Annotated in this window: 19 protein-coding genes; 11 read left to right on the top strand and 8 right to left on the bottom strand. The window is 50.9% G+C overall.

The annotated features are described in order from the left end of the window. Positions 1-86 precede the first annotated feature (86 nt). Complete coding sequence (locus tag EZV61_RS12905) at positions 87-1,391, top strand: NTP/NDP exchange transporter (protein ID WP_131416111.1); 1,305 nt, start codon at positions 87-89, stop codon at positions 1,389-1,391. Here the strand turns inward: EZV61_RS12905 and EZV61_RS12900 are convergent. Beyond that, positions 1,345-3,195 carry a metallophosphoesterase gene (locus tag EZV61_RS12900; RefSeq protein ID WP_131416109.1) on the bottom strand — a complete coding sequence of 617 codons (1,851 nt, stop codon included), beginning with the start codon at positions 3,193-3,195 and terminating at the stop codon, positions 1,345-1,347. The two genes, EZV61_RS12905 and EZV61_RS12900, sit on opposite strands and share 47 nt — an antisense overlap. Positions 3,196-3,239: 44 nt before the next feature. Continuing rightward, complete coding sequence (locus EZV61_RS12895; RefSeq protein WP_131416107.1) at positions 3,240-3,590, bottom strand: hypothetical protein; 351 nt, start codon at positions 3,588-3,590, stop codon at positions 3,240-3,242. Between the two features lie 135 nt (positions 3,591-3,725). Between EZV61_RS12895 and ccoG the strand changes: the two genes are divergently transcribed. From ccoG to EZV61_RS12880, 3 genes are all read left to right on the top strand, one after another. Continuing rightward, complete coding sequence (ccoG, locus tag EZV61_RS12890) at positions 3,726-5,147, top strand: cytochrome c oxidase accessory protein CcoG (protein ID WP_131416105.1); 1,422 nt, start codon at positions 3,726-3,728, stop codon at positions 5,145-5,147. A 39-nt stretch (positions 5,148-5,186) separates the two neighbouring features. Further along, a complete protein-coding gene (locus tag EZV61_RS12885) occupies positions 5,187-6,179 on the top strand; it encodes a serine/threonine protein kinase (RefSeq protein WP_131416103.1) in 993 nt (330 codons plus the stop codon). Positions 6,180-6,241: 62 nt separating this feature from the next. Continuing rightward, positions 6,242-6,844 (top strand): thiol:disulfide interchange protein DsbA/DsbL, encoded by a 603-nt coding sequence (locus EZV61_RS12880; RefSeq protein WP_114339309.1) that lies wholly within the window; start codon positions 6,242-6,244, stop codon positions 6,842-6,844. A 120-nt stretch (positions 6,845-6,964) separates the two neighbouring features. On the opposite strand, the gene EZV61_RS12875 is transcribed toward EZV61_RS12880, so the two are convergent. Further along, complete coding sequence (locus EZV61_RS12875) at positions 6,965-7,609, bottom strand: hypothetical protein (RefSeq protein ID WP_131416101.1); 645 nt, start codon at positions 7,607-7,609, stop codon at positions 6,965-6,967. A 396-nt stretch (positions 7,610-8,005) separates the two neighbouring features. Here EZV61_RS12875 and EZV61_RS12870 point away from each other — a divergent pair, with 396 nt between their 5' ends. Next, on the top strand, positions 8,006-8,488 hold the full coding sequence (locus EZV61_RS12870; RefSeq protein WP_131416099.1) for a 2-thiouracil desulfurase family protein: 483 nt from the start codon (positions 8,006-8,008) through the stop codon (positions 8,486-8,488). A 333-nt stretch (positions 8,489-8,821) separates the two neighbouring features. Further along, entirely contained in the window at positions 8,822-9,166 is a 345-nt protein-coding gene (locus tag EZV61_RS12865) for a hypothetical protein (protein ID WP_131416097.1), read from the top strand. On the opposite strand, the gene EZV61_RS12860 is transcribed toward EZV61_RS12865, so the two are convergent. From EZV61_RS12860 to speA, 3 genes are all read right to left on the bottom strand, one after another. Then, on the bottom strand, positions 9,094-10,023 hold the full coding sequence (locus EZV61_RS12860; protein WP_131416095.1) for an acyltransferase: 930 nt from the start codon (positions 10,021-10,023) through the stop codon (positions 9,094-9,096). The two genes, EZV61_RS12865 and EZV61_RS12860, sit on opposite strands and share 73 nt — an antisense overlap. Positions 10,024-10,086: 63 nt before the next feature. After that, positions 10,087-10,980, bottom strand: a complete 894-nt coding sequence (locus EZV61_RS12855) for an acyltransferase (RefSeq protein ID WP_130567820.1) — start codon at positions 10,978-10,980, stop codon at positions 10,087-10,089. 2 nt (positions 10,981-10,982) lie between these two features. Continuing rightward, complete coding sequence (gene speA, locus EZV61_RS12850) at positions 10,983-12,863, bottom strand: biosynthetic arginine decarboxylase (protein ID WP_131416093.1); 1,881 nt, start codon at positions 12,861-12,863, stop codon at positions 10,983-10,985. Positions 12,864-13,407: 544 nt separating this feature from the next. Between speA and EZV61_RS12845 the strand changes: the two genes are divergently transcribed. Further along, positions 13,408-13,728 (top strand): CBU_0592 family membrane protein, encoded by a 321-nt coding sequence (locus tag EZV61_RS12845; protein WP_131416091.1) that lies wholly within the window; start codon positions 13,408-13,410, stop codon positions 13,726-13,728. A 38-nt stretch (positions 13,729-13,766) separates the two neighbouring features. Here EZV61_RS12845 and EZV61_RS12840 read toward each other — a convergent pair whose 3' ends face one another. Beyond that, positions 13,767-15,290, bottom strand: a complete 1,524-nt coding sequence (locus EZV61_RS12840; RefSeq protein ID WP_131416089.1) for a YifB family Mg chelatase-like AAA ATPase — start codon at positions 15,288-15,290, stop codon at positions 13,767-13,769. Positions 15,291-15,331: 41 nt separating this feature from the next. Further along, positions 15,332-16,252, bottom strand: a complete 921-nt coding sequence (locus EZV61_RS12835) for a phosphate/phosphite/phosphonate ABC transporter substrate-binding protein (RefSeq protein ID WP_131416087.1) — start codon at positions 16,250-16,252, stop codon at positions 15,332-15,334. Between the two features lie 285 nt (positions 16,253-16,537). Between EZV61_RS12835 and ilvG the strand changes: the two genes are divergently transcribed. The 4 genes from ilvG to ilvD all read left to right on the top strand — a co-directional run bounded on the left by ilvG (position 16,538) and on the right by ilvD (position 21,307). Beyond that, positions 16,538-18,184 carry an acetolactate synthase 2 catalytic subunit gene (ilvG, locus tag EZV61_RS12830; protein WP_131416084.1) on the top strand — a complete coding sequence of 549 codons (1,647 nt, stop codon included), beginning with the start codon at positions 16,538-16,540 and terminating at the stop codon, positions 18,182-18,184. Beyond that, a complete protein-coding gene (gene ilvM, locus EZV61_RS12825) occupies positions 18,181-18,438 on the top strand; it encodes an acetolactate synthase 2 small subunit (RefSeq protein ID WP_233496514.1) in 258 nt (85 codons plus the stop codon). Before ilvG ends, ilvM begins: the two co-directional genes overlap by 4 nt. 11 nt (positions 18,439-18,449) lie before the next feature. Then, on the top strand, positions 18,450-19,373 hold the full coding sequence (locus EZV61_RS12820) for a branched-chain amino acid transaminase (protein WP_131416080.1): 924 nt from the start codon (positions 18,450-18,452) through the stop codon (positions 19,371-19,373). A gap of 86 nt (positions 19,374-19,459) precedes the next feature. Further along, a complete protein-coding gene (ilvD, locus tag EZV61_RS12815; protein ID WP_131416078.1) occupies positions 19,460-21,307 on the top strand; it encodes a dihydroxy-acid dehydratase in 1,848 nt (615 codons plus the stop codon). Positions 21,308-21,314: the final 7 nt, after the last annotated feature.

Raw genomic sequence — 21,314 nt, 5'->3', positions numbered from 1 at the left:
TTTGCCGGTCTGTTTAATTACGCTTTGCTTAGTTAAAAGCGGACTACACTTGCTGATAGTACCTCGCCAATCGACTTAATCTATTGATGTTTAAAGCGACTTTAGCAATTTGGTTGACCCGTAGCGTTAATCTGATCACCCAGGTTGCTCCAGGTGAGTTGCGCCCTGCCCTGTGGTTGACACTGAAAGCCTTCCTTCTGCTGTTTGCTTACTATCAATTAAAACCGCTGCGCGAGGCGTTGATCCTGAGTGAGCATGACGCCACCATTCGTAGCTACGCGACGGCGATCCAAGCGTTAGTGCTGTTTCTATTGATGCCGCTTTATGCCTATCTGGTGAGTCACTTGGGGACCCAGCGAATGTTCTCCGGCGTGCTAGTTGTCGCGGTGAGCTCTCTTGCTCTGTTTTGGTTAGGTCATGGACTGCAACTGCCTGTAGCAGCACCTTTCTATATCTGGTTGGGGATATTTAATGTATTCATCATTGCCCAATTCTGGGCTGAATGTGCGGCCTATTACCAACCAGAGGCAGGTAAACGGCTGTTTCCGCTGATTGCAGCGGGTGCCACTCTGGGGGGACTGCTTGGTGCTGTCTCTGCCCACTGGGTGTTTATTGTTAGTGGTGTTGGCGGCGCGTTTGCTGTTGCCATTTCGGGGTATGTTGCCGTTTGGCAAACGCCGCGCCCCATCTCTTGCGAAGTGGCGCAAGCAAGCGCTGACAGATCTGTTGATGCTAAACAGCATTGGTTTCGAGGCTTAAATCACCTGCTGCTAAATCCCTATCTCATGCTGATCGCGCTGTTTGTGTTGCTGCTAAATACCGGCAATAGCTTGGGAGAATATATTTTGGCGCGTTGGGTTGAGCTGCAGTATAGCGGTGCGGATCAGATAGGCGCTTTTTATGGCGGGTTCTACAGTTGGGTGAATTTCGCTACCGTGCTCTGCCAGCTGTTTTTGGTGTCGAGAATGATTCGTTGGTTGGGCGTTTCTTCCGCACTTTTGTTGGTGCCTTGCTTGATGTTGGGCGGCTATTTAACGCTATTTTTCTTGCCGCTATTTTGGCTTACTTATCTTTATAAAGTGGCTGAAAACAGCCTGGATTATTCGTTGCAAAATACCCTACGTCACACGCTTTTTCTGCCTCTTTCAGGGGTGCAGCTGTATGAGGGCAAGGCGGTGATAGATACGATTTTTTGGCGTTTGGGGGATCTCATCCAATTGGTCATCGTGTTGCTCGGTAGCCACTGGCTGCTGTTGGATCTATCAGGTTACCTGCTGATCAATGTTGGCCTGGCGTTAGTTTGGATCTGGATCTGTCTGCGGTTGCAGCGGCATATCGCTCTGCTTAGCGCTGATCTTTCCAGGCGCGGAGCAGCAGATCCCGGCGCTTAGTGATGGCTCTTAGCTGATCACTATCCAACCATCTGCCCAACACTTGTTGTAGTTTTTTCCGTGACAACAGCTGCAGTTGCTGCCTAACCAGTGGCGAATAGATTAACTTAGCCTGCGCAAGATATTCTGGTGCGCGAGGTAGCGTCCTGAATGCCCGCGAATGGTCTATCCACCAGAGCTTCCAGTTGGATCTTTGATACAGCATGTTGGCACGGGTACGGTCATCATTGTGAATTAGTATATCGAATAGGTTCATCAAGCTGTGTTGATAACTCAGTACGCAAGTTTCCGCAGGATAAAGGCCCTCTTTTAGCCGTTTGCTCTCATTAAATGTGTTATTGACCCAAAGCTGCAGTGCGCCACTTTTACCTTTAATTGTGCGCTCCACGGTGGGAGGGATCTCGGTCAGTGCCATTGCGCGGGCAAGCTGATAGGCGGCGATATCAAAACGGAAGCTGTCACTGAGTTGATGATGTTGATTGCGCCGCCGTGGCCGCACATCTTCGGTTTTGAAAATGGCGTGAAAGGTTTCCCCGTTGGCGCTCAGCGTCACTTTTTGTGGCTGGGTGACGCCTTCGCCAACGGCTTCAATCTCAGTGATCTCTGCGTTCGTCAGTAGCAGCTCCCAATCTTCATAACGGCGGCCTTTGTATCCGTCAGGGGCGCTCTCCGCTCGCCATGATTGCCATCTGCCATCAGTGAATACCTGCATCTGTGCGTCATCAGTGATTTTTAGCAACGCTGGCTTGCCATGGTAGTAAGCGGTGTTCATGCCGGTATCGACATCGATCACTAAGCCGTCTAAATACGCGCTGATCTCCCGACTGGGGGTCGGGGTATGTCCGACAATCAGTTGCTCAATATTCAGGTTGGCCAAGCGTTCTTTAAGCATAGGTTGCTCAAACAGCGGGTGGCATATCACATTGCCTCGATACCAGAGCGGACCTTCGTTATTCAGCAGGGGGTTGTTGCCAGCCTTGTATACCAGCTGGGCTTGTTTTTGGATCTGCGCATCGCTGCTTTCGGTGGCTAGTAATTTGGCCTGCTCCAGCCGTTCAAACCAACTATAGCCGGTCAGGTCGTGCCCCTGTTCGAGTAGGTTCTGTTGAGCGGTGACAAATTGGCGAATGTTTGTCTGGGTCATTTCGTTTATGGCGCCGCTGGAGAGCCCTGCGATGACACTGGATAATCCACCGTGAACAAAACCGAAGCGACCAATGACCAACAGCGTGGGGCGTCTGATCAACCATTTGCCGTAGTCGCCATCCAGTGCCATGGCTGCACGGTGCCCCAAGTAGCCAGGTTGATAGTGTTGTTCAAATTTTTCCATCAAGGTGGCGGTAGATTCGATGTCCGGATGCAGTTGCGTGAATTGTTCGAATCGTTGGTTGCGCAACTGACTGGTTTCCAGCTCGATATAGCTGGCAAATTCCCCTGGCGTGACATAGTTGAGCTCACCCATCAGGTTCATCTGCTCATGGTTGCCCATCAACACATAGACGCGGCCGCCAGCATCGCGGGCTTCCTTTTCTAGCCGTCGCAGCAGATCCATTACCCAGCGGGAATCGTCACCGCGATCAAGCAGATCGCCAACACTGACCAGATAGCTGGTACCACCGATCCAACGTTCATCTTCATCAATGAGTTTGGCGCCCTGGAGCAAGGTGGAGAGCTCTTGGTAGGCGCCATGGACATCACCCAGCACATAAAGCGTGCCGGGCATGGGGTAACGGTGTTTTTCGCTAAAAGCCCCCTGTGAAAAAAGCAGCAGGGCTAAGCAGAAAAGGTGTTGCCAGCGTTGCATAGGCGGTCATTTTTGTCGGCTATTACAACTCATTGTAGTCAAAACTAATTTATACCGAGCTTGTCGCGCGCATAGTCACACATTTTTGCTTGGCGATTTCCATCCAGTGTGGGATGTTCCTGAGGATTTTCGGGGTTACAGAACTGGTAGAGGTACTCCTCTTTGGCTTTGACTGAGGCGTCTAATTTGCGACGGAAGTTCGCCAACGTGGTATCTACTTTCATCCCATCCGCCATCTGCTGTTTTAGTTTATCGGGGTGGTAGTCGCCAAACAGTTCGTTGAGCTTTTCCAGCAGCGGTTGTGGCCCTTCAGTGATAGCTTCCCTGACATACTCTGAACGCGAGGCAACCATGGCGATCACCACCAGTAACATGGTCAGTAAAATTTTTTTCACGGTTTATCAGCTCCTTGTGATGCTGCTTCTGTTAGCTAACTGTTTCGGGTTGTAAACTGTTTACTGCTACAATGCAACGCCGCCTAATCAACGACGGCTGTCGAGAGCGCCTTTTGTAAAGCAGTGAGGACAGTGATGAGCGATAAAATCGAGGTGCGTGAAATCAAGCCTTCCCGGCCCCGCCCTGCCGCTAAAACCAAGATGGGTGACCAACCCGTTCATCCTAACAACACCATTTACGTACGGGCGATGAAAGGCGTTTTTCAACGCTTGCGTCGCTACGGTGGCTGGTTCTTGATGGCGCTGTTTATGCTCACCCCCTGGATCCCTTACCAAGGGCGTCAGGCGATCTTGCTCGATATCGAAGCGCAGCAGTTCAATTTCTTCTCGGTCACTCTGTTTCCACAGGACCTCATTCTATTGGCGTTCGTGTTTATGATCGCCGCTTTTGCCCTGTTCTTCTTTACCACTTTCTTAGGTCGTGTTTGGTGCGGCTATACCTGCCCACAAACGGTCTGGACCTTTATATACATTTGGTTCGAAGAAAAAATTGAAGGCGCCCGCAATAAACGGGTAAAACTTGACCGGACAGCTTGGAACTTTGAAAAACTCTGGCGTAAAACCTTCAAGCATTTCTGTTGGTTAGCCGTGGCCTTGGTGACCGGTATCACCATGGTGGCTTATTTTGTGCCAGCCCCCGATGTGGTGTTTGGTTTGTTTACCGGTGAGTTGAGCTTTGCCGCCACTTTTTCAGTGATCTTCTTTATGTTGGCCACCTATGCCAACGCTGGCTGGATGCGTACTATTGTTTGTACCCACATGTGCCCTTATGCCCGCTTTCAGTCCGCCATGTTTGATAAAGATACCTTTATCGTTGGTTATGATGTCGATCGTGGTGAAGCCCGTGGCCCCCGTAAACGCAAAGAAGATTATAAAGCGGTTGGGCTGGGCGATTGTGTTGATTGTAACCTCTGTGTTGAGGTCTGCCCCTCCGGCATCGATATCCGGAATGGCCTGCAGTATGAGTGCATCAACTGTGGTGCTTGTATCGATGCTTGCGACCAGACCATGGACAAAATGGGTTATGAAAAAGGCCTGATCAGCTACACCACCGAACACCGTTTAGCTGGAGGCACCACAGAGTTAGTGCGGCCCAAGCTGATCGGTTACGGTTTAGCGTTGGTGGTGATGATGATTGCGTTTGTCGTGACCGCCAACCTGCGGGTTAATTTCGAAGTGGATGTGTTGCGCGATCGCAACCAGATGTTCCGCGAAACCAACGAGGGCTGGATCGAAAACACCTATACCTTGGTACTGGTGAATAAAACTCAGCAAGCCACGCAGTTCCACCTGAGTGTTGAAGGGCTGCCGCCCTATGAGTGGAGCGGCCCACAGCAGATAGAGGTGGCCGCTGGCGATGTCGCCGATGTGCCGATCAGTCTGGCGGTTGACCCCTATGAATTAACGAGCCCCATGACGCGGATAGAGTTTGTTGTGACTACCGATAGCAGTGACGATGCCCGGCGCATCGACAGCCGCTTCTTTAGCCGACGCTAGTCATGGCGATACCCCTTTAAATAAGGAAATGACCTCCCAGTGAGTCAATTTCACTTTGCTAAGCTCACGCCTGAGCTGATCCTTGATGCGCTGGAAAGTCAGGGCATTCGGGTCGACTCAGGTTTGCTGCCCTTGAACAGCTACGAAAATCGCGTTTATCAATTTCTTGATGAGGAGCGCCAGCGTTACGTTGTTAAGTTCTACCGCCCTGAACGCTGGAGCGATGATGCGATCCTGGAGGAGCATGCCTTTACCCAGCAGTTGCTTGATGCGGAAGTCCCTGTTGTTGCGCCGCTGACCTTTGCTGGCAAAACACTCCTCAAAGCGGAAGGCTATCGCTTCGTGGTGTTTCCCAGTGTCGGTGGTCGTCACCTGGAAGTGGATAACTTGGATCAGCTGGAGTGGGTGGGGCGTTTTGTTGGCCGCTTGCATATGGTGTCCAGTAAACAGGATTTTGTGCATCGCCCTACTTTGGATTTTGACAGTTTTGGTGCCCAGTCGGCTGAGTATCTGCAACAAGCTAATATGTTGCCCGATTCGCTGAAAACGCCGTTCTTTACCGTGCTTGAGCACCTGCTCACGGCCTTGCAGCGGCATCTGGCCGAAGCGGCAGTTTATACGCCGATCCGACTGCATGGTGACTGCCATCCTGGCAACATCTTGTGGCGTGATGAGATTGGCCCGCAGTTTGTCGATCTGGATGATGCCCGTATGGGGCCTGCGGTGCAGGATATATGGATGCTGCTGTCAGGCGAACGCGCCGAACGTATTCTGCAGTTAGAGTTGATTCTGGAAGGCTATGAGCAGTTCTGTGAGTTTGATAACAAGCAGTTGGCATTGATCGAGCCGCTACGGGCATTGCGTCAGATCCACTACATGGCATGGCTGGCGCGTCGCTGGCAAGATCCTGCTTTTCCTCAGGCATTCCCCTGGTTTAACAGCGATAAATATTGGGAAGGACAGATCCTGGCGTGTAAAGAACAGTTATCTAGCCTGCAAGAACCACCTTTAAGCTTGCAGCCTTGGCTGTAAATCCCTAGCATCGGACATTCTGAACTGAATTAGCTGAGCTTACTTTCTAGGAACCTATACGAATGAAAAAGATCCTCTTATCTCTGTTGGTATTGCTGCTGCCGATCACGGCGTGTGCAGAGCGTTTTCAAGAGGGCAAGCACTACACTGTTGTTCGCAGTGTTGCCAGTGCCGAGCCAGAGATCACCGAATTTTTCTCCGTGCTTTGCGGTCATTGTTATAGCTTTGAGCCTATCGTGCATGAGCTGAGCAAGCAGCTTCCGCCAGGGGTGAAGTTTAAGCGGAATCACGTGGATTTTGTTGGTCGCGATATCGGCCCTTTGTACACTCGTGCTTATGCCACCATGTTGGTACTAAAAGTTGAAGACACCGTGTTACCCGCGATCTTCAATGAAGTGCATGGCAAGAAAAACTTCCTACAGACCCCAGCGGCACTGCGTGATTTCTTTATTAAGAACGGCGTTGATGCCGGTCAGTATGATGGTGCGGTTAGCAGCTTTGCGGTTAACGGTCTGGTTAGCCAGATGCAGAAAGCCACCAAAGATTACAAGATCACCGGTGTGCCAAGCTTCTTCGTCAACGGTAAATACAAGGTTAACACCAGCTCTATCAAGTCTGCGGATGAGTTCGTACAGTTAGTGCTGTTTTTGTTAGAGAAAAAGTAAACCTGATAGCGTTTAGATGACGATTGATCCGGTTTAAGCAAAAAGGCGCCTGTAGGCGCCTTTTTTTGCGGGGTGATATATTGAATCTTGTTCTCACTTAGTAAATATTTTATGTTTCGTTTATGGTTTTTTTATCAGTAGCGGTTCCCAAATAGTGCTAGACACTTGCGACCCACTGGCTGCTTCAATCATCGAAAAAATAAGCTGTTCTGCAGACACACCTTGTTTATCTATGAGCGCCTGGAGTGCTAAATTGGCTGTGTTAAGCGTATCGATCATATCGAACTTCCATTGGTTGTTTTCTCGAATGAACTGATATTTATGGGAGGTTAGTTTTTCACCTATCTTCACGACCGCACTTGCTTGTTCTCCCTGAAGTTGAATATCCGTGATGGTTGTTTTTACAACTGTTTCATTACTAATCCAATCATGATTAGTGGCATATATAAAAGCATCTTTTCCAGTCATGGAGCGTAATTGTTCTAAAGGGATTTGGTGCTTAATAAGAAGCACCTGAAATTTATTGATAATCGATAAGTTCTTGAAGGTTCGTCTGTCAGCGTAAAGAGCCCAATCGACATACTTCTGATACTCATCAACAGTGCGTTGGCTGACATATTTCACCGCCCTTTTTCCTTGGCTACTTAGAATTGAGTGCTTGTATTCACTAAAGCAGGCCTTAACGGCATTGATATCCTCTGTGGAGCGGTCTTGGCATGCGAATAATGAAAATATTAGCAACAGACAGGTAAGTATTCTTCTCACTTCTTATTCCCTTAGAATTTATTCAATGATAGAGAGCTTTGTATAATATTGTTTATCGATTGTTTAAATGCTCATTTTATGACTATGAATATACGCTATTCTCTTGGTTCTAGGAAATAAAAGCAGCGGTGTATTATACCTGTGGACATTTAATTCAGTTTTGCTGGTAACAACAATAGATGGATGAATTGGGTTACCGTTTGCGAGTTAACATCATGGCTATTATTTGGATTCGACCATTGGCAGAAGTTATCAGTTTTTTATTTCTGGCGAGTTGTTCGGTCACCTCAAACACGTGTCTTTATTTGCACGGGCGGGGCTTAGTCTGCGCATTGTAATCATTGCCTATTGGCTCGGAATCTCCTAATAATAAATAGTCATCACTACAGAGTTATCATGGAAAAAATTCTCATCAGCGCCTGTTTACTAGGCGATCGCGTGCGTTATAACGGCGAGATCCAGCTATGTCAGCATCCGTTACTTAAACGTTGGCAGGCGGAAGGGCGATTAGTCAAAGTGTGTCCGGAAGTGGCGGGGGGGTTATCTGTGCCCCGCCCAGCGGCTGAGCAACAGCCGGGTGGCCGGGTGATCACGCAACAGGGTGTGGACGTGACGGCTGAGTTTGAAGCTGGCGCCACGCTGGCGGTTAAGTTGGCACAGCAGCAGGGGATTCGTTTAGCTTTGATGAAGGCGCGCAGTCCCAGTTGTGGTAGCGGCCATGTGTATGATGGAGCGTTTCAAGGGCGTCTAATCACGGGGGATGGTGTGACGGTGAGCCATTTGCGCCGTATCGGTGTACAACTGTTTGATGAAACCCAGTTAGATGCACTCGCGGCGGAGCTCCTGCGGTGTGAAAGTGGCAAAGACCCCTCACCCTAGCCCTTTCCCCTTGGAGAGGGGATCACAAGCAGAGCGGTTGTGCTTTGTTGTTTCGCTCCTTCTCCCCTAGCGGGAGAAGGCTGGGATGAGGGGACGCTTTTGCGTCTTCATGGTTGTTTGATGAAACCCAGTTGGATGCGTTGTCGGCGGCGATCCTGGAGTATGGAAAGGGCAAAGACCCCTCACCCTAGCCCTCTCCCCTTGGAGAGGGGATCACAAGCGGAGCGGTTGTTCTTTGTTGTTTCGCTCCTTCTCCCCTAGCGGGAGAAGGCTGGGATGAGGGGGCGCTTTAAACCCGCTACCCCAGTGGTACAGAATGTTAGGTAACCCAATATGACCCACAATGGTTTTGCAGGCGGTTTGTTGTTGCTTAGTGCTGCGCTGGCGCTGATCTCTGGCTGTGCTCAGCCTTTGCCAGACAATCTGACGCTTAAGCCTGATACCCAAGGCGAATGGGTATTTGAGCGGCCTTATAAAGCGCGTAATACGGGGCGTCGCTTGCAGTACAGTAAGCATATTATCTGCGTCACGCCCATTGGGTCATGCCCTATGCCGGGTAGCAGTCCAATAGATATTTTTTGTCAGTGTGCAGTGGAGCCCGAGGGTTACTTACAAGGCGTGACAGAATCTGTGATTGTCGCACCGGTATTTCCGCCCGCCAGCAGTTCAGATAACTGATCATCCTTTGCCTGCCACCAGCCATTGAGTTGTTGCTGAAACTGATGGCGAAATGCGGCGTCATCAAAGTAGTCGCCAATCAGCTCATCGGTCACCGCAATTGCTTCAATCTTTAGTACCACCCGTTTTAGTTCTCCTTTTAGTGCCGCAGGCATGGCGGGCTCTCTGTTGTCGGGATAACAGAGCGTGGTATTGAGGATGGCATCAAACTTCATTGCGTTTAGGGCAAAGGCGATCCCACCCGCTTTAGGCGCCAATAGATGTTGGTAAGGTGCTTGCTGATGTTGCTGCTTCTCAGCGGTAAAACGTGTGCCCTCAACAAAGTTGATCACTGTGGTGGGGCTATGACGAAAGTGGGCACAGGCAGCGCGCGTGGCATCAATATCTTTGCCTTTGAGGTGCGGATATTTGGCTAAAAACGCTTTGGAATAACGTTTCATAAACGGCATATCTAATCCCCATGCCCCGATGCCGAGGAAAGGCACCCAAATTAGTTCCTGTTTTAAGAAGAATTTGCCGATTGGGATACGACCATGGAGCTGGGAGGTGAGCACCACGATATCCAGCCAACTCAGGTGGTTACTGATCAGCAGGTACCAGTGCTTGGTATCAAGCTCGGCTGGCAGCTCAATCTGCCATTCAATGCAGTTGGTTAATGCCAGCGTACCGTGCATACACAGGGTCCAGGCTTGATAGAAGCCATGTAAGAATAGATTGATTAGCTTGCGCCAAGGGGAGATGGGTAACAGCTTCAGTAGGCCACCGAGAAAGATCAATCCGCCCCACAGTCCCAGCCATAGGCTGATAAAAAACAGATTGATAACGGCTAACAAAGGGCCCGGAAGAAAACTCAACATCGCGGATCAGCTACCTTGTGGTGTCGACGGAATGAACATTGAGGGAGGGGGTTGCTAAAAGCCTCATTGCGAGGCTTTCATCTCTGCCAGTTTGAGATCCTTCTCTTGCCACAGTTGGTTTACCCAGCCCTGAAAGCGTTGCTGGAACTGCTTGTCGTTCTGATAGTCGCCGATCAGGTGCTCATCAATCGGTAGTACGCGCACATCGACTTTGATCTCTGCTACTTTACCACAGACAAAATCCCAGAAGCTGGGGCGCTGTTGCGGATAAAGAATGGTCACATCCACCAGCTTGTGCAGTTGATTACCCATGGCATTTAACACAAAGGCGATACCACCCGCTCTGGGCAGCAGCAGATGCTGATAGGGGGATGCCTGCTTTTCATGTTTTTGCTCTGTGTAACGGGTGCCTTCAACAAAATTCATGATGCTGGTGGGTTTAAAGCGAAACTTGCGGCAAGCGTTGCGCGTTGCTTCGATATCTTTGCCTTTCAAGTGCGGGTGTTTCTTTAGGAAAGCACTGCTGTAACGGCGCATAAACGGGAACTCTAACGCCCACCAGGCGACGCCTAGAAATGGCACCCAAATCAGCTCTTTCTTGAGGAAGAATTTCAGAAACGGGATGCGATGATTGAAGATCCGTTGCAGTACCAGAATATCGACCCAGCTTTGGTGATTGGCCAGTACCAGATACCACTCTTTACGCACGACTCCCTCTAACCCCTGCACTGCAATGCGGGTGCCTGTGAGTAGCCGCTGGTTGACGTTGTTGATGCTGATCCAGGCAACGGCACAAGCATCTAACAGGTAGGTGCAGAGTTTGCGCCACAGGGTGATTGGTACCAGCAGCTTGCAGAATGAAAGCAGCAAGATCGGCAACACCCAAAAAATGGTATTCACGATATATAACAACAGGCCTAGGGGCCCTTTAATAAAACTAGGCAGAAAACTCAGCATGCTTAGTCCTCGAAATAGGTGTATCCGCTGACCCCTGCTTCCAGCTCGATCAGTAGCTTATTTACTTCTTTCCGGTTGCCTACTTTCGCCAGTTGGCGACGGTAGCTTTCGACTAGGCGACGTGGCTCAAAGTGAACATAATCTAACACTTGTGCAGCGGTATCGCCTTTCATTAACCTGCTGAGACTGTAGCCGTCGTCAGTAAGTTCAACATGCACAGAATCGGTATCACCAAACAGGTTGTGTAGATCACCGAGGATCTCCTGATAGGCACCGACCATAAAGAAGCCCAGTAGCTGCTCTTCATCCTGTTTCGCCTTTGGCATTGGCAAGCTGGCTTCGATCCCTGCGCCATCGACATATTGCCGGATCTGACCATCGGAATCACAGGTAATGTCCTGAATAATGGCGCGATCTGTGAGCGGACGATCCATTCCTTGCAGTGGCATCACTGGAAACAGTTGCTGAATGCCCCAGATATCCGGTAGTGATTGAAACAGGGAAAAGTTACAGAACAGTTTGTCGGCCAGCTTTTCGTTGAGCTCGTCTAATACTTCACGGTGGGCACGGCTGCTGTGTTTCAAGTGCTTACGTACTTCGTGACAGATAGCGAAGTAGATCTGTTCTGCCTGTGCCCATTGGCTGATGTTGAGCATGCCGTGGGAGAACTGGCTTGCCGCTTCGCCGATGCAGTACATCGCCTCGTGGTAGGCTTCCAGAGCACTGTGGGCATCGACACGCTGATGACATTGCCATAATTCATAGATCATGGAAGGCGCTTCGTCACCGACCTCCGGCAGGTTTTCACCCTTAGGTTGGCGTTCGTTGTCGATCACATTGGCTACCAGGACGGCGTGATGGGCGGTCATTGAACGGCCCGATTCGCTGATGATATTGGGATGTGGCAGGCCGTGTTCGTAGCAGATCTCATCCAGCTCGTGGACAACACGGTTGGCATAATCAAATGGCGTGTAGTTGACGCTGCAACCGTGACGGCTGCGGCTACCTTCATAATCCACCCCAAGACCACCACCAACATCAACCGTATCAATGGGTACGCCAAGGTGGCGAAGCTCGGCATAGTAGCGGGCGCATTCATGGATCGCCTTCTGAATATCGCGAATATTCGCTACCTGGCTACCAATATGGAAATGCACCAAGCAGAGATATTGCTCTTTACCCATCGCTTTCAGGCGTTCAACAGCTTCCAGTACCTGATGGGCGGCCAAGCCGAACTTGCCCTTTTCACCACCGGTGTTCTGCCATTTGCCTTTACCAGTAGAGTTTAAGCGGATGCGGATGCCGATACGCGGTTCCACTTCAAGATCCGCGGCTTCTTCCAGCACCTTATTCAGCTCACTGAGTTTTTCTACCACGATATTAACCGTGTGCCCCATCTTCTGGCCGATCAGCGCTAGGCGGATAAACTCGCGATCTTTGTAGCCGTTACAAACGATAGTGATCGGGGTATCTGAAACCCCTAAAATCGCCAGTAGCTCAGGTTTAGAGCCGGCTTCTAAGCCGACTTTGCCGCTGGTATGACTGAGTAGCTTTTCCACCACGCTGCGCTGTTGATTCACTTTGATTGGGTATACCGCGGTGTAGCCGCCAGGGTACTCACAATCTTGCTTGGCCTTTTCAAAGGCGCGGATCAGGGTATCAACACGGTGATAAAGAATATCGGTAAACCGGATCAGGATCGGTAGTGATAAACCATGGGCGCGGATATCTTCCACCAGATCTGGTAGCGGGATAGAGTGCCCCTCGCTATTGGCGGTCGGATTGGCAGTCAGGCTCCCTTGTTCATCGACATCAAAATAACCTTCGCTCCAATGAGCGACATTGTAGGTGTGACGTGCGCGTTCGGTGGCCGAATTACTCAATGGCGTGATCTCTGAATAGGTTAAATAAACAACAATTTTAAGGGCGCCATTCTAATGCTAGATCCGCCACTCGCCTAGTTTTTTAGGCTGTGCTCAACGGGGCTTTGCTTGCGACAGGCTACCAGTGGGTGAAGTTTAGCTGAATTTGGGCTGCTCCAGCCGATAGGGAGAGGCCTGAAGAGGGGCAAAACGGCAGCTTTGGTGCGCTGAATGACGGGTGCAAACAGAAAATAGGCGTGGCATTGGTAGCGGGAAAGGCGGTAGAAGTAAAATAGTTTGCCCTAATTATTCTGACGCTGCTTATGTCTATTTTGCTTGCCCCGTTTTGGGGCGTCACTCAAGCTGCTGTTTTTAGTGTTTATCTTTCTTTTTTAAGGTACTTAAAAGCTGATAACTCCCTGGTTTTTACGTTGCATTACTTTTACTAATCGTAACAACAAAAAAGAATCATTTTTCTTGCCTGAAAGCTTGCTTTATAAAGCGCTCCTAAACCGGCTAACGCCAATTTTTTCTACATTTAGTCAGCGAGTTAAAAGAAGTAGCCATGGACCTGTTCAACTTTATTGGCGCACTTGGTGGAGTGCTCTATCTTGCCTCATATCTACTGCTTAATGCCGGTAAGGTAAGCGGTAATAGTTATGAATATATCGGTTTGAACCTGGCCGCCTCTACTTGTATGGCTATTTCGTTGTTTGTACATTGGAATGGCCCCTCTTTTACCGCACAACTTTGTTGGATTGTGATCTCTTGTGTTGGGCTAGTGAACTGTTATCTTGAATCTAAGCACAAGGCAAAAGAGAGTGTTGAGCAGCTCGCTGCAGCGCCGCAGATACAACAAGAGATGCCAACCCAATTGAATGCTTAAACATGGAGCGCGACCAAGTAGCGCGCCCAGCCTTGAGATCAAGCCGCCGCTAACCTCGCCAACAATCGATCAAATGCTCGAAAGCCTAATGCTTCGCTGAGATGGCCGCTGTGTATGCTCGGTGCCTGTTCCAGATCCGCAATGGTACGTGCCACGCGCAACACGCGATGGTAGGCGCGGGCGGAGAGCCCAAGTTTGTCGATAGCCATGCCCAAAAACCGGTTATCTTCACTGGTTAGGCGGCAGTGCTGATCCAGTTGTTTACCACCGAGTTGTGCATTGGCGCAGCCTTGGCGCGCTAATGCCTGCTGATGGGCGGTAGCCACTTTAGCGGCAATGGTGGCAGTGTCTATTTGTGGGGTGTCGATATCCGCCAGTTCTGCGGGTGATACCCGCGGTACGTCTACGGTGAGATCGAAACGGTCGATAAATGGGCCGGACAGCTTGCTCAGATAGCGCCTGACCTGATCGGGTGTCGAGCGACTTTGTACACCAGGTACACCCCAAGTGCCACATGGGCTGGGGTTCATGGCGCCGATCAATTGGAAGCGTGCGGGAAATTCCGCTTGGCGAGCGGCTCGGGAGATAGTGACATGGCCTGTTTCCAGAGGCTCCCGCAGCATCTCTAGTACTTTGCGGTCATATTCTGTCAGTTCATCAAGGAATAACACGCCGCGGTGTGCCAGTGAGATCTCCCCAGGCTTCGGGTGGCTACCGCCACCCACTAGGGCGATGGCTGAACAGGAGTGATGCGGTGCGCGGAATGGGCGTTGCCGCCACTGTGCTGGCTTAAAGCCCTGACTACTGACCGAGTAGACGGCACTGGATTCGAGCGCTTGCTGTTGATCCATGGGGGGTAAAATTCCGGGTAAGCGGCTGGCGAGCATACTTTTACCTGTACCAGGAGGACCAAATAGCAGCAGGTGGTGGTTCCCTGCTGCGGCGATTTCCAGTGCTCGCTTCGCCTGATGCTGACCTTTTACATCTGCCATGTCAGGATAGTTTGGCGTGGCTGTCTCTGCGGGAGCACTATCCATCAGCTGCAAGCTTTGTTGTCCATTTAGTCCGGCACAGACCTGCAGCAGATGATCGGCAGCCAGCACCCGACAGTTGTCTACCTTGGCCGCCTCTGCGGCATTGTGTATGGGTAAAATCAGTGCGCGCCCGGCTTGTTCGCTAGCAATAGCGAGCGGGATAGCGCCGGTAATTTTCCGCAGAGAACCATCGAGCGCCAGTTCACCGGCAAACTCATAGCGACTCAGCGCGTCGAGGGGGATCTGCCCTGACGCCGCAAGAATGCCGATGGCGATAGGAAGATCGAAGCGACCGCCCTCTTTTGGCAGATCGGCCGGTGCCAGATTGACGGTGATCCGTTTGGCGGGAAACTCAAATCGTGCATTGAGCAGGGCGCTGCGAACCCGTTCGCGGGCTTCGCGTACTGATGCTTCCGGTAATCCAACAATGCTGAAAGCAGGCAAGCCTGCGGCTAAATGGACTTCGATATCTACTTGTGGGGCGATCACGCCAACAGAGGCGCGACTATGAACAATCGCTAAAGACATGGTGCGCAATTCCTTTTGCTGCAGTAAAACCTATATCAAATCTATTTCTCTAGTGCTGGTTGTATCTGGTTGAGTAACTCGGTTATCGCCTGATAATCCGCCGCAGCGACAAACCCTTTTATCCCTGCCGCAGTGGCAACCGGACTACTCGCCGATAAGCTTAGCAGAGCCATTTTAACTTGAGAGATCTGTTGCGCAGTTAAGCTATCGCTCACTACGACCCCCCAGTGTGGATATTTAGGGGTGGTATGAGGGCTATCGGCAGGATTGGCTGGCGGTAAGACTCGAAACAGAGTGGGATCATACTCCTTCGCATCGGCAATCAGCCCACTGCGGACAAACCCGGCATCGACCTGCTTATTGGCAACGCGTTGCAGAATGGCGTATTGATTATTCAGGGTGGCAAACTGCACATAATTGGATAGTGGCTGCCAACCTAGTTTTACCAGTTCATAGGCCTGGAACAGGAACCCTCCTGCAGATGTCGATTGATTAACCACGCCGATCACCCGGCCTTGCAGTTGCGCCATGCTGTGCAGCGGACTATCGCGATGAACGATAATATCTCCGGCGAATGCATCGCCATAGGCTTGGCTGTTTAACGTGGCGACCACCTGATAGTTGGGTTGGTACTTTAAGAGTTGGCTGGTGACGACCGGGTTACTCAGCAGTAGGTCGGTTTGCCCCGCCAATGCTAATAGTTCGGTGTGCTGCAACGGTACTAACGTCACTTCTGTTTGTAATGTGGTGGCGATAAAGTCAGCTAGGGGTTGCCAGCGCGCGCGGGCGACATCTGCACCACGGAAGTCCAATACCGCAAGGGTAAGTGCTGTTTTCGCTGGCTTGGCGTAGGCGTTTGCTGCAAGTAGTGTAAATAACAGCAGAAACAGGGATAACACACCGAAAAAATTGATGTTTTGCTGGGACTTTCGGTGAATAACAGGAACTGCTGCGCGATTCATTTGCTAAATCTAGCCCAAAAAAATTGTGATCTGTCAAAAGCTATGGTATTTATTTCGGTAATGTATCTGTAATCACAAATTTACGCAGAGCCAAGAATAGTGAACATGTTGTCTGTAAGCCTACTTATTATCGTACGTGTCGTGGTGGTGATTAGCCAACCGCGCGGGGCGTTATTTGGGTAGACAACACTGAATATCGAAACCCCCGCGCCGTAAGGCTCGGGGGTTTTTTTTTACCGCATTGACGTTGATGCGGATGACCGAGATAAAAGACAGGAATTCGAGATGAATGGAGCGCAGTTAGTCATTAAGGCGCTGGTACAACAAGGGGTATCTACCTGTTTTGGTTATCCTGGTGGCGCAATCATGCCGATCTATGACGCTTTTTATCAGAGCGAAATTAAGCACATCTTGGTGCGCAACGAACAGGGTGCTGCCCTGGCCGCACTGGGTTATGCCCGTGCCAGCGGTGAAGTTGGTGTTTGTTTAGCCACCTCAGGCCCTGGCGCGACTAATTTGATCACCGGTTTGGCTGACGCTTATCTTGACTCTATTCCTGTGGTTGCCATCACTGGCCAAGTTGCCAGCCCGCTGATTGGCACGGATGCGTTTCAGGAAGTGGATGTTTTAGGTCTGTCTTTACCTATCACCAAACACAGCTTCTTGGTTGAAGATATCGCCGAATTGGGTGATGTACTGCAGCAAGCTTTTGCATTGGCTAAAAGTGGCCGCCCTGGCCCTGTGCTGGTCGATATACCGAAAGATATTCAATTGGCTGCTGCTGAGTTGCCTCCCCTGTTAGTTTCTGATGATGCTTTGCCTGCGCCGACCGCGGATCAACTGGCATTGGCGCGGCAGCTGCTGAGTCAGGCAGAGCGACCGGTGCTATATGTTGGCGGCGGTGTGGGTATGGCGAAAGCCGTGCCTGAACTGCGCGCTTTCCTTGAACAGACGCAAATCCCGGCAGTGACCACGTTAAAAGGGATCGGCACCTTGCCGAAAGATCACCCTCGCTTCCTTGGCATGCTGGGCATGCACGGTAATCAGGCGGCGAATCTGGCGGTACAATCTAGTGATCTATTGATCGCCATTGGTGCACGTTTTGATGATCGGGTGACAGGCAAGCTGGATACCTTCGCTCCGGATGCCAAAGTGATCCACTTTGATATTGATGAAGTGGAGTTCGGCAAGCTGCGTCGCCCTCACGCACTATTACATGGCGATATGAAACCGGCATTGGCGGCTTTGGCAATGACATTATCTATTGATGAATGGCGTAGTCAGTGTGACCAACTGAAAACACAGTATGCATGGCGTTATGACGCGCCGGGCGAAGGGATCTACGCCCCGGCCTTATTGCGTCAGCTGTCCGACCAATTGCCTGATGATGCGGTGGTGAGCTGTGATGTTGGACAGCACCAGATGTGGGTCGCACAGCATATGCAGTTTGATTCGCCTCATGATCATCTGTCTAGTGGTGGTTTAGGCACCATGGGATTTGGTATGCCTGCCGCGGTTGGTGCGCAGTTAGCTCGCCCTGATGCCACCGTGGTGAATGTGACCGGTGATGGCTCCATCATGATGAATATTCAGGAGTTAGGCACAATTAAGCGCTTTAACTTGCCAGTTAAAATCGTCCTCATCGACAACGAGCGGTTGGGCATGGTGCGTCAGTGGCAGGAGTTGTTTTTTGATAAGCGTTATAGCGAAACCAATCTGTCAGACAACCCAGATTTCTTAACGCTGGCCAGTGCTTTTGATATCCCTGGCCAGTTAATTACCCAGCGGGAGCAAATCCCCGCGGCGTTAGATGCCATGTTGTCTGCAACGGGTCCGTACCTGTTACATGTGGCTATTGATGCCGAAGAAAATGTATGGCCCCTGGTGCCACCAGGCGCGGCAAACCAACAGATGATGGAGAAACAGTCATGATGCATACCATGCATATCGAGGCTAAGGATCGCCCAGCGACATTAGAGCGGTTACTGAGGGTGACACGCCACCGCGGTTTTGCGGTGCGGGAAATGCAGATGAATGCCTCAGCTGAACGGGATAGTGTTACTATTAGCGTCACTGTGGCCAGCGACCGTCCCATCAGTCTGTTGCAAGGCCAACTTAGTAAATTAGTGGATGTTGCGTCGGTGAACATAGAAGCCCAGTCGCAACCCCTTTCGATCACCGCATAAGGAAGTTTTTGATGGCTGCTCAAGCTGAATTTATTTGGTTTAACGGCGAACTCATGCCCTGGGCTGACGCTAAAGTACACGTATTGAGTCACGCAATTCACTACGGCTCCTCTGTGTTTGAAGGTGTGCGCGCCTATAACACGCCGAAGGGCCCTGCAATTTTCCGTCATCAAGAGCACACCCAGCGCTTGTTTGACTCGGCCAAGATCTATCGCATGAAAGTCGACGTGACTGCACAACAGATCATGGATGCGACCAAAGAAGTGATCCGTGCCAATAAGCTGAATAATGCGTATATCCGTCCGGTGATCTTCTATGGTGATATCGGCTTGGGTTTACGGGTTAAAGATGATGCCAAAACTGATGTGTCGATTGCCGCGTTTGAGTGGGGCACTTATCTGGGCGACGATGCGCTGGAACAGGGCGTTGATGTCGGCATCTCCAGCTGGAACCGTTTAGCAGCCAATACCATGCCAACCGGCGCGAAAGCTGGCGGTAACTACCTTTCCAGCCAGTTAATTGGCCAGGAAGCTAAGCGTCACGGTTATCAGGAAGGTATCGCACTGGATATCAATGGTTATATCAGTGAAGGTGCTGGTGAAAACCTGTTTATCGTTAAAGATGGCAAGTTGCTGACCCCACCGACTACGGCCGCGATCTTGCCGGGTATCACCCGTGCGACAATCATGCATCTGGCACAGCAGCGCGGTATCGAAGTGGTTGAGCAATCACTGCCCCGTGAAGCGCTTTACCTTGCTGACGAGATCTTCCTCACGGGTACTGCGGCAGAAGTGACGCCAGTGCGCAGTGTCGATGGTATCCAGGTCGGTTGTGGCAGTCGTGGCGCAGTGACCACCACCTTGCAGAAAGATTACTTTGACCTGGTGAAAGGGGTCAGTGAAGACAAAAACGATTGGTTGGATTACGTCGAGTAATCTACCGAATGAACTAGCTCTGAGCCGCATTTACTGCGGCTCAGTTGTCTAGTAGACAGACAATTTTCAGCACAGAGAGTTTAGTTATGCCACGTAAATTGCGTTCAGCGACCACGACTCAGGGTCGTAATATGGCCGGTGCCCGCGCCCTTTGGCGTGCCACGGGTATGAAAGATGGTGATTTCGATAAGCCGATTATCGCCGTTGTTAACTCCTTTACCCAGTTTGTTCCCGGTCATGTGCACCTGAAAGATATGGGGCAGTTGGTCGCAGGCGCAATTGAAGAAGCCGGTGGTGTGGCAAAAGAGTTTAATACCATCGCCGTCGATGACGGTATCGCCATGGGCCATGGTGGCATGTTGTATAGCCTACCTTCCCGTGAGCTGATTGCTGACTCGGTGGAGTATATGGTGAATGCACACTGCGCTGATGCCATGGTTTGTATCTCTAACTGCGACAAGATCACCCCAGGTATGTTGATGGCGTCACTGCGCCTGAATATCCCAGTGATCTTTGTTTCCGGCGGGCCGATGGAAGCGGGTAAAACCAAGCTATCTGACCAGATCATCAAACTAGATCTGGTTGATGCCATGGTGCAAGCGGCAGATCCGACTATCTCTGATGAACAAACCGAACAGGTTGAGCGCAGTGCCTGTCCAACGTGTGGCTCTTGCTCTGGCATGTTTACTGCCAACTCTATGAACTGTTTGACGGAAGCCTTGGGTCTATCTCAGCCCGGCAACGGTTCTTTGCTGGCGACTCACGCTGATCGCGAGCAGTTGTTCCTCAATGCGGGTAAGCGCATTGTTGACCTGTGTGAGCGCTATTATCAGCAGAATGATGATAGTGCCCTGCCACGTAATATTGCGACCTATGAAGCGTTTGAAAACGCCATGGCGCTAGATATCGCCATGGGCGGTTCGACCAATACTGTGTTGCACTTATTGGCTGCGGCACAGGAAGCGGAAGTTGATTTCACCATGGCGGATATGGATCGATTATCTCGTCGGGTGCCTAATTTATGTAAGGTTGCACCTGCGACCAGTAAATACCACATGGAAGATGTGCATCGTGCAGGCGGTGTGATCAGTATTTTGGGCGAACTGGCGCGTGCTGGCTTGCTGAATACCGATATCCCTACGGTATTGGGCCAAACCATGGGTGAAAATCTGGCCGAGTACGACATCACTGTGACCGACAGCGAAGCCGTGAAAACCATGTATCGCGCAGGTCCTGCAGGCATTCGTACCACCAAAGCGTTCAGTCAGGATTGTCGCTGGCCAACGCTGGATGATGACCGTGAAAACGGCTGTATCCGGAGTAAGGAACATGCTTACAGTCAAGACGGTGGTTTGGCCGTATTGTTCGGTAACTTGGCAGAAAAGGGCTGTATCGTAAAAACGGCTGGGGTTGAGGAAGAGAATCTCACTCACCGTGGCCCTGCCCGTATCTATGAAAGCCAGGACGACGCGGTGGCCGGTATTTTGGCCGGTGATGTTAAGGCTGGCGAAGTTGTGTTAATTCGCTACGAAGGTCCGAAAGGTGGCCCGGGTATGCAGGAGATGCTTTATCCCACCAGCTACCTGAAATCGATGGGCTTAGGCAAAAAGTGCGCTCTGATCACCGATGGTCGTTTCTCCGGTGGTACGTCCGGCTTGTCGATCGGTCATGCTTCGCCAGAAGCCGCCGCTGGGGGCAACATTGCACTGGTAGCGCAAGGGGACATCATCGATATCGATATTCCTAATCGTAAGGTACACCTGGAAGTGTCTGATGAAGAGCTGGCCAAGCGCCGTGCCGCGATGGAAGCGAAAGGTGAGGCTGCTTGGCGTCCGGAGAATCGTGAGCGTGCAGTGAGCTTTGCGCTGAAAGCTTATGCGGCCTTGGCAACGAGTGCCGACATGGGTGCTGTTCGTGATAAAAGCAAACTGTAAACTGGGA

This window comes from Corallincola luteus, from assembly GCF_004336975.1.
GTDB lineage: Bacteria > Pseudomonadota > Gammaproteobacteria > Enterobacterales > Neiellaceae > Corallincola > Corallincola holothuriorum.
This window is presented reverse-complemented; position numbering and strand designations above follow the sequence as displayed.

What these genes read in the sequence shown, in the direction of transcription:
- EZV61_RS12905 (WP_131416111.1), top strand. Translation starts at nt 87, where the DNA reads ATGTTTAAAGCGACTTTAGCAATTTGGTTGACCCGTAGCGTTAATCTG.
- EZV61_RS12900 (WP_131416109.1), bottom strand. Translation starts at nt 3,195, where the DNA reads ATGCAACGCTGGCAACACCTTTTCTGCTTAGCCCTGCTGCTTTTTTCA.
- ccoG (WP_131416105.1), top strand. Translation starts at nt 3,726, where the DNA reads ATGAGCGATAAAATCGAGGTGCGTGAAATCAAGCCTTCCCGGCCCCGC.
- EZV61_RS12880 (WP_114339309.1), top strand. Translation starts at nt 6,242, where the DNA reads ATGAAAAAGATCCTCTTATCTCTGTTGGTATTGCTGCTGCCGATCACG.
- EZV61_RS12870 (WP_131416099.1), top strand. Translation starts at nt 8,006, where the DNA reads ATGGAAAAAATTCTCATCAGCGCCTGTTTACTAGGCGATCGCGTGCGT.
- EZV61_RS12865 (WP_131416097.1), top strand. Translation starts at nt 8,822, where the DNA reads ATGACCCACAATGGTTTTGCAGGCGGTTTGTTGTTGCTTAGTGCTGCG.
- EZV61_RS12860 (WP_131416095.1), bottom strand. Translation starts at nt 10,023, where the DNA reads ATGTTGAGTTTTCTTCCGGGCCCTTTGTTAGCCGTTATCAATCTGTTT.
- EZV61_RS12855 (WP_130567820.1), bottom strand. Translation starts at nt 10,980, where the DNA reads ATGCTGAGTTTTCTGCCTAGTTTTATTAAAGGGCCCCTAGGCCTGTTG.
- EZV61_RS12845 (WP_131416091.1), top strand. Translation starts at nt 13,408, where the DNA reads ATGGACCTGTTCAACTTTATTGGCGCACTTGGTGGAGTGCTCTATCTT.
- EZV61_RS12840 (WP_131416089.1), bottom strand. Translation starts at nt 15,290, where the DNA reads ATGTCTTTAGCGATTGTTCATAGTCGCGCCTCTGTTGGCGTGATCGCC.
- EZV61_RS12835 (WP_131416087.1), bottom strand. Translation starts at nt 16,252, where the DNA reads ATGAATCGCGCAGCAGTTCCTGTTATTCACCGAAAGTCCCAGCAAAAC.
- ilvG (WP_131416084.1), top strand. Translation starts at nt 16,538, where the DNA reads ATGAATGGAGCGCAGTTAGTCATTAAGGCGCTGGTACAACAAGGGGTA.
- ilvM (WP_233496514.1), top strand. Translation starts at nt 18,181, where the DNA reads ATGATGCATACCATGCATATCGAGGCTAAGGATCGCCCAGCGACATTA.
- EZV61_RS12820 (WP_131416080.1), top strand. Translation starts at nt 18,450, where the DNA reads ATGGCTGCTCAAGCTGAATTTATTTGGTTTAACGGCGAACTCATGCCC.
- ilvD (WP_131416078.1), top strand. Translation starts at nt 19,460, where the DNA reads ATGCCACGTAAATTGCGTTCAGCGACCACGACTCAGGGTCGTAATATG.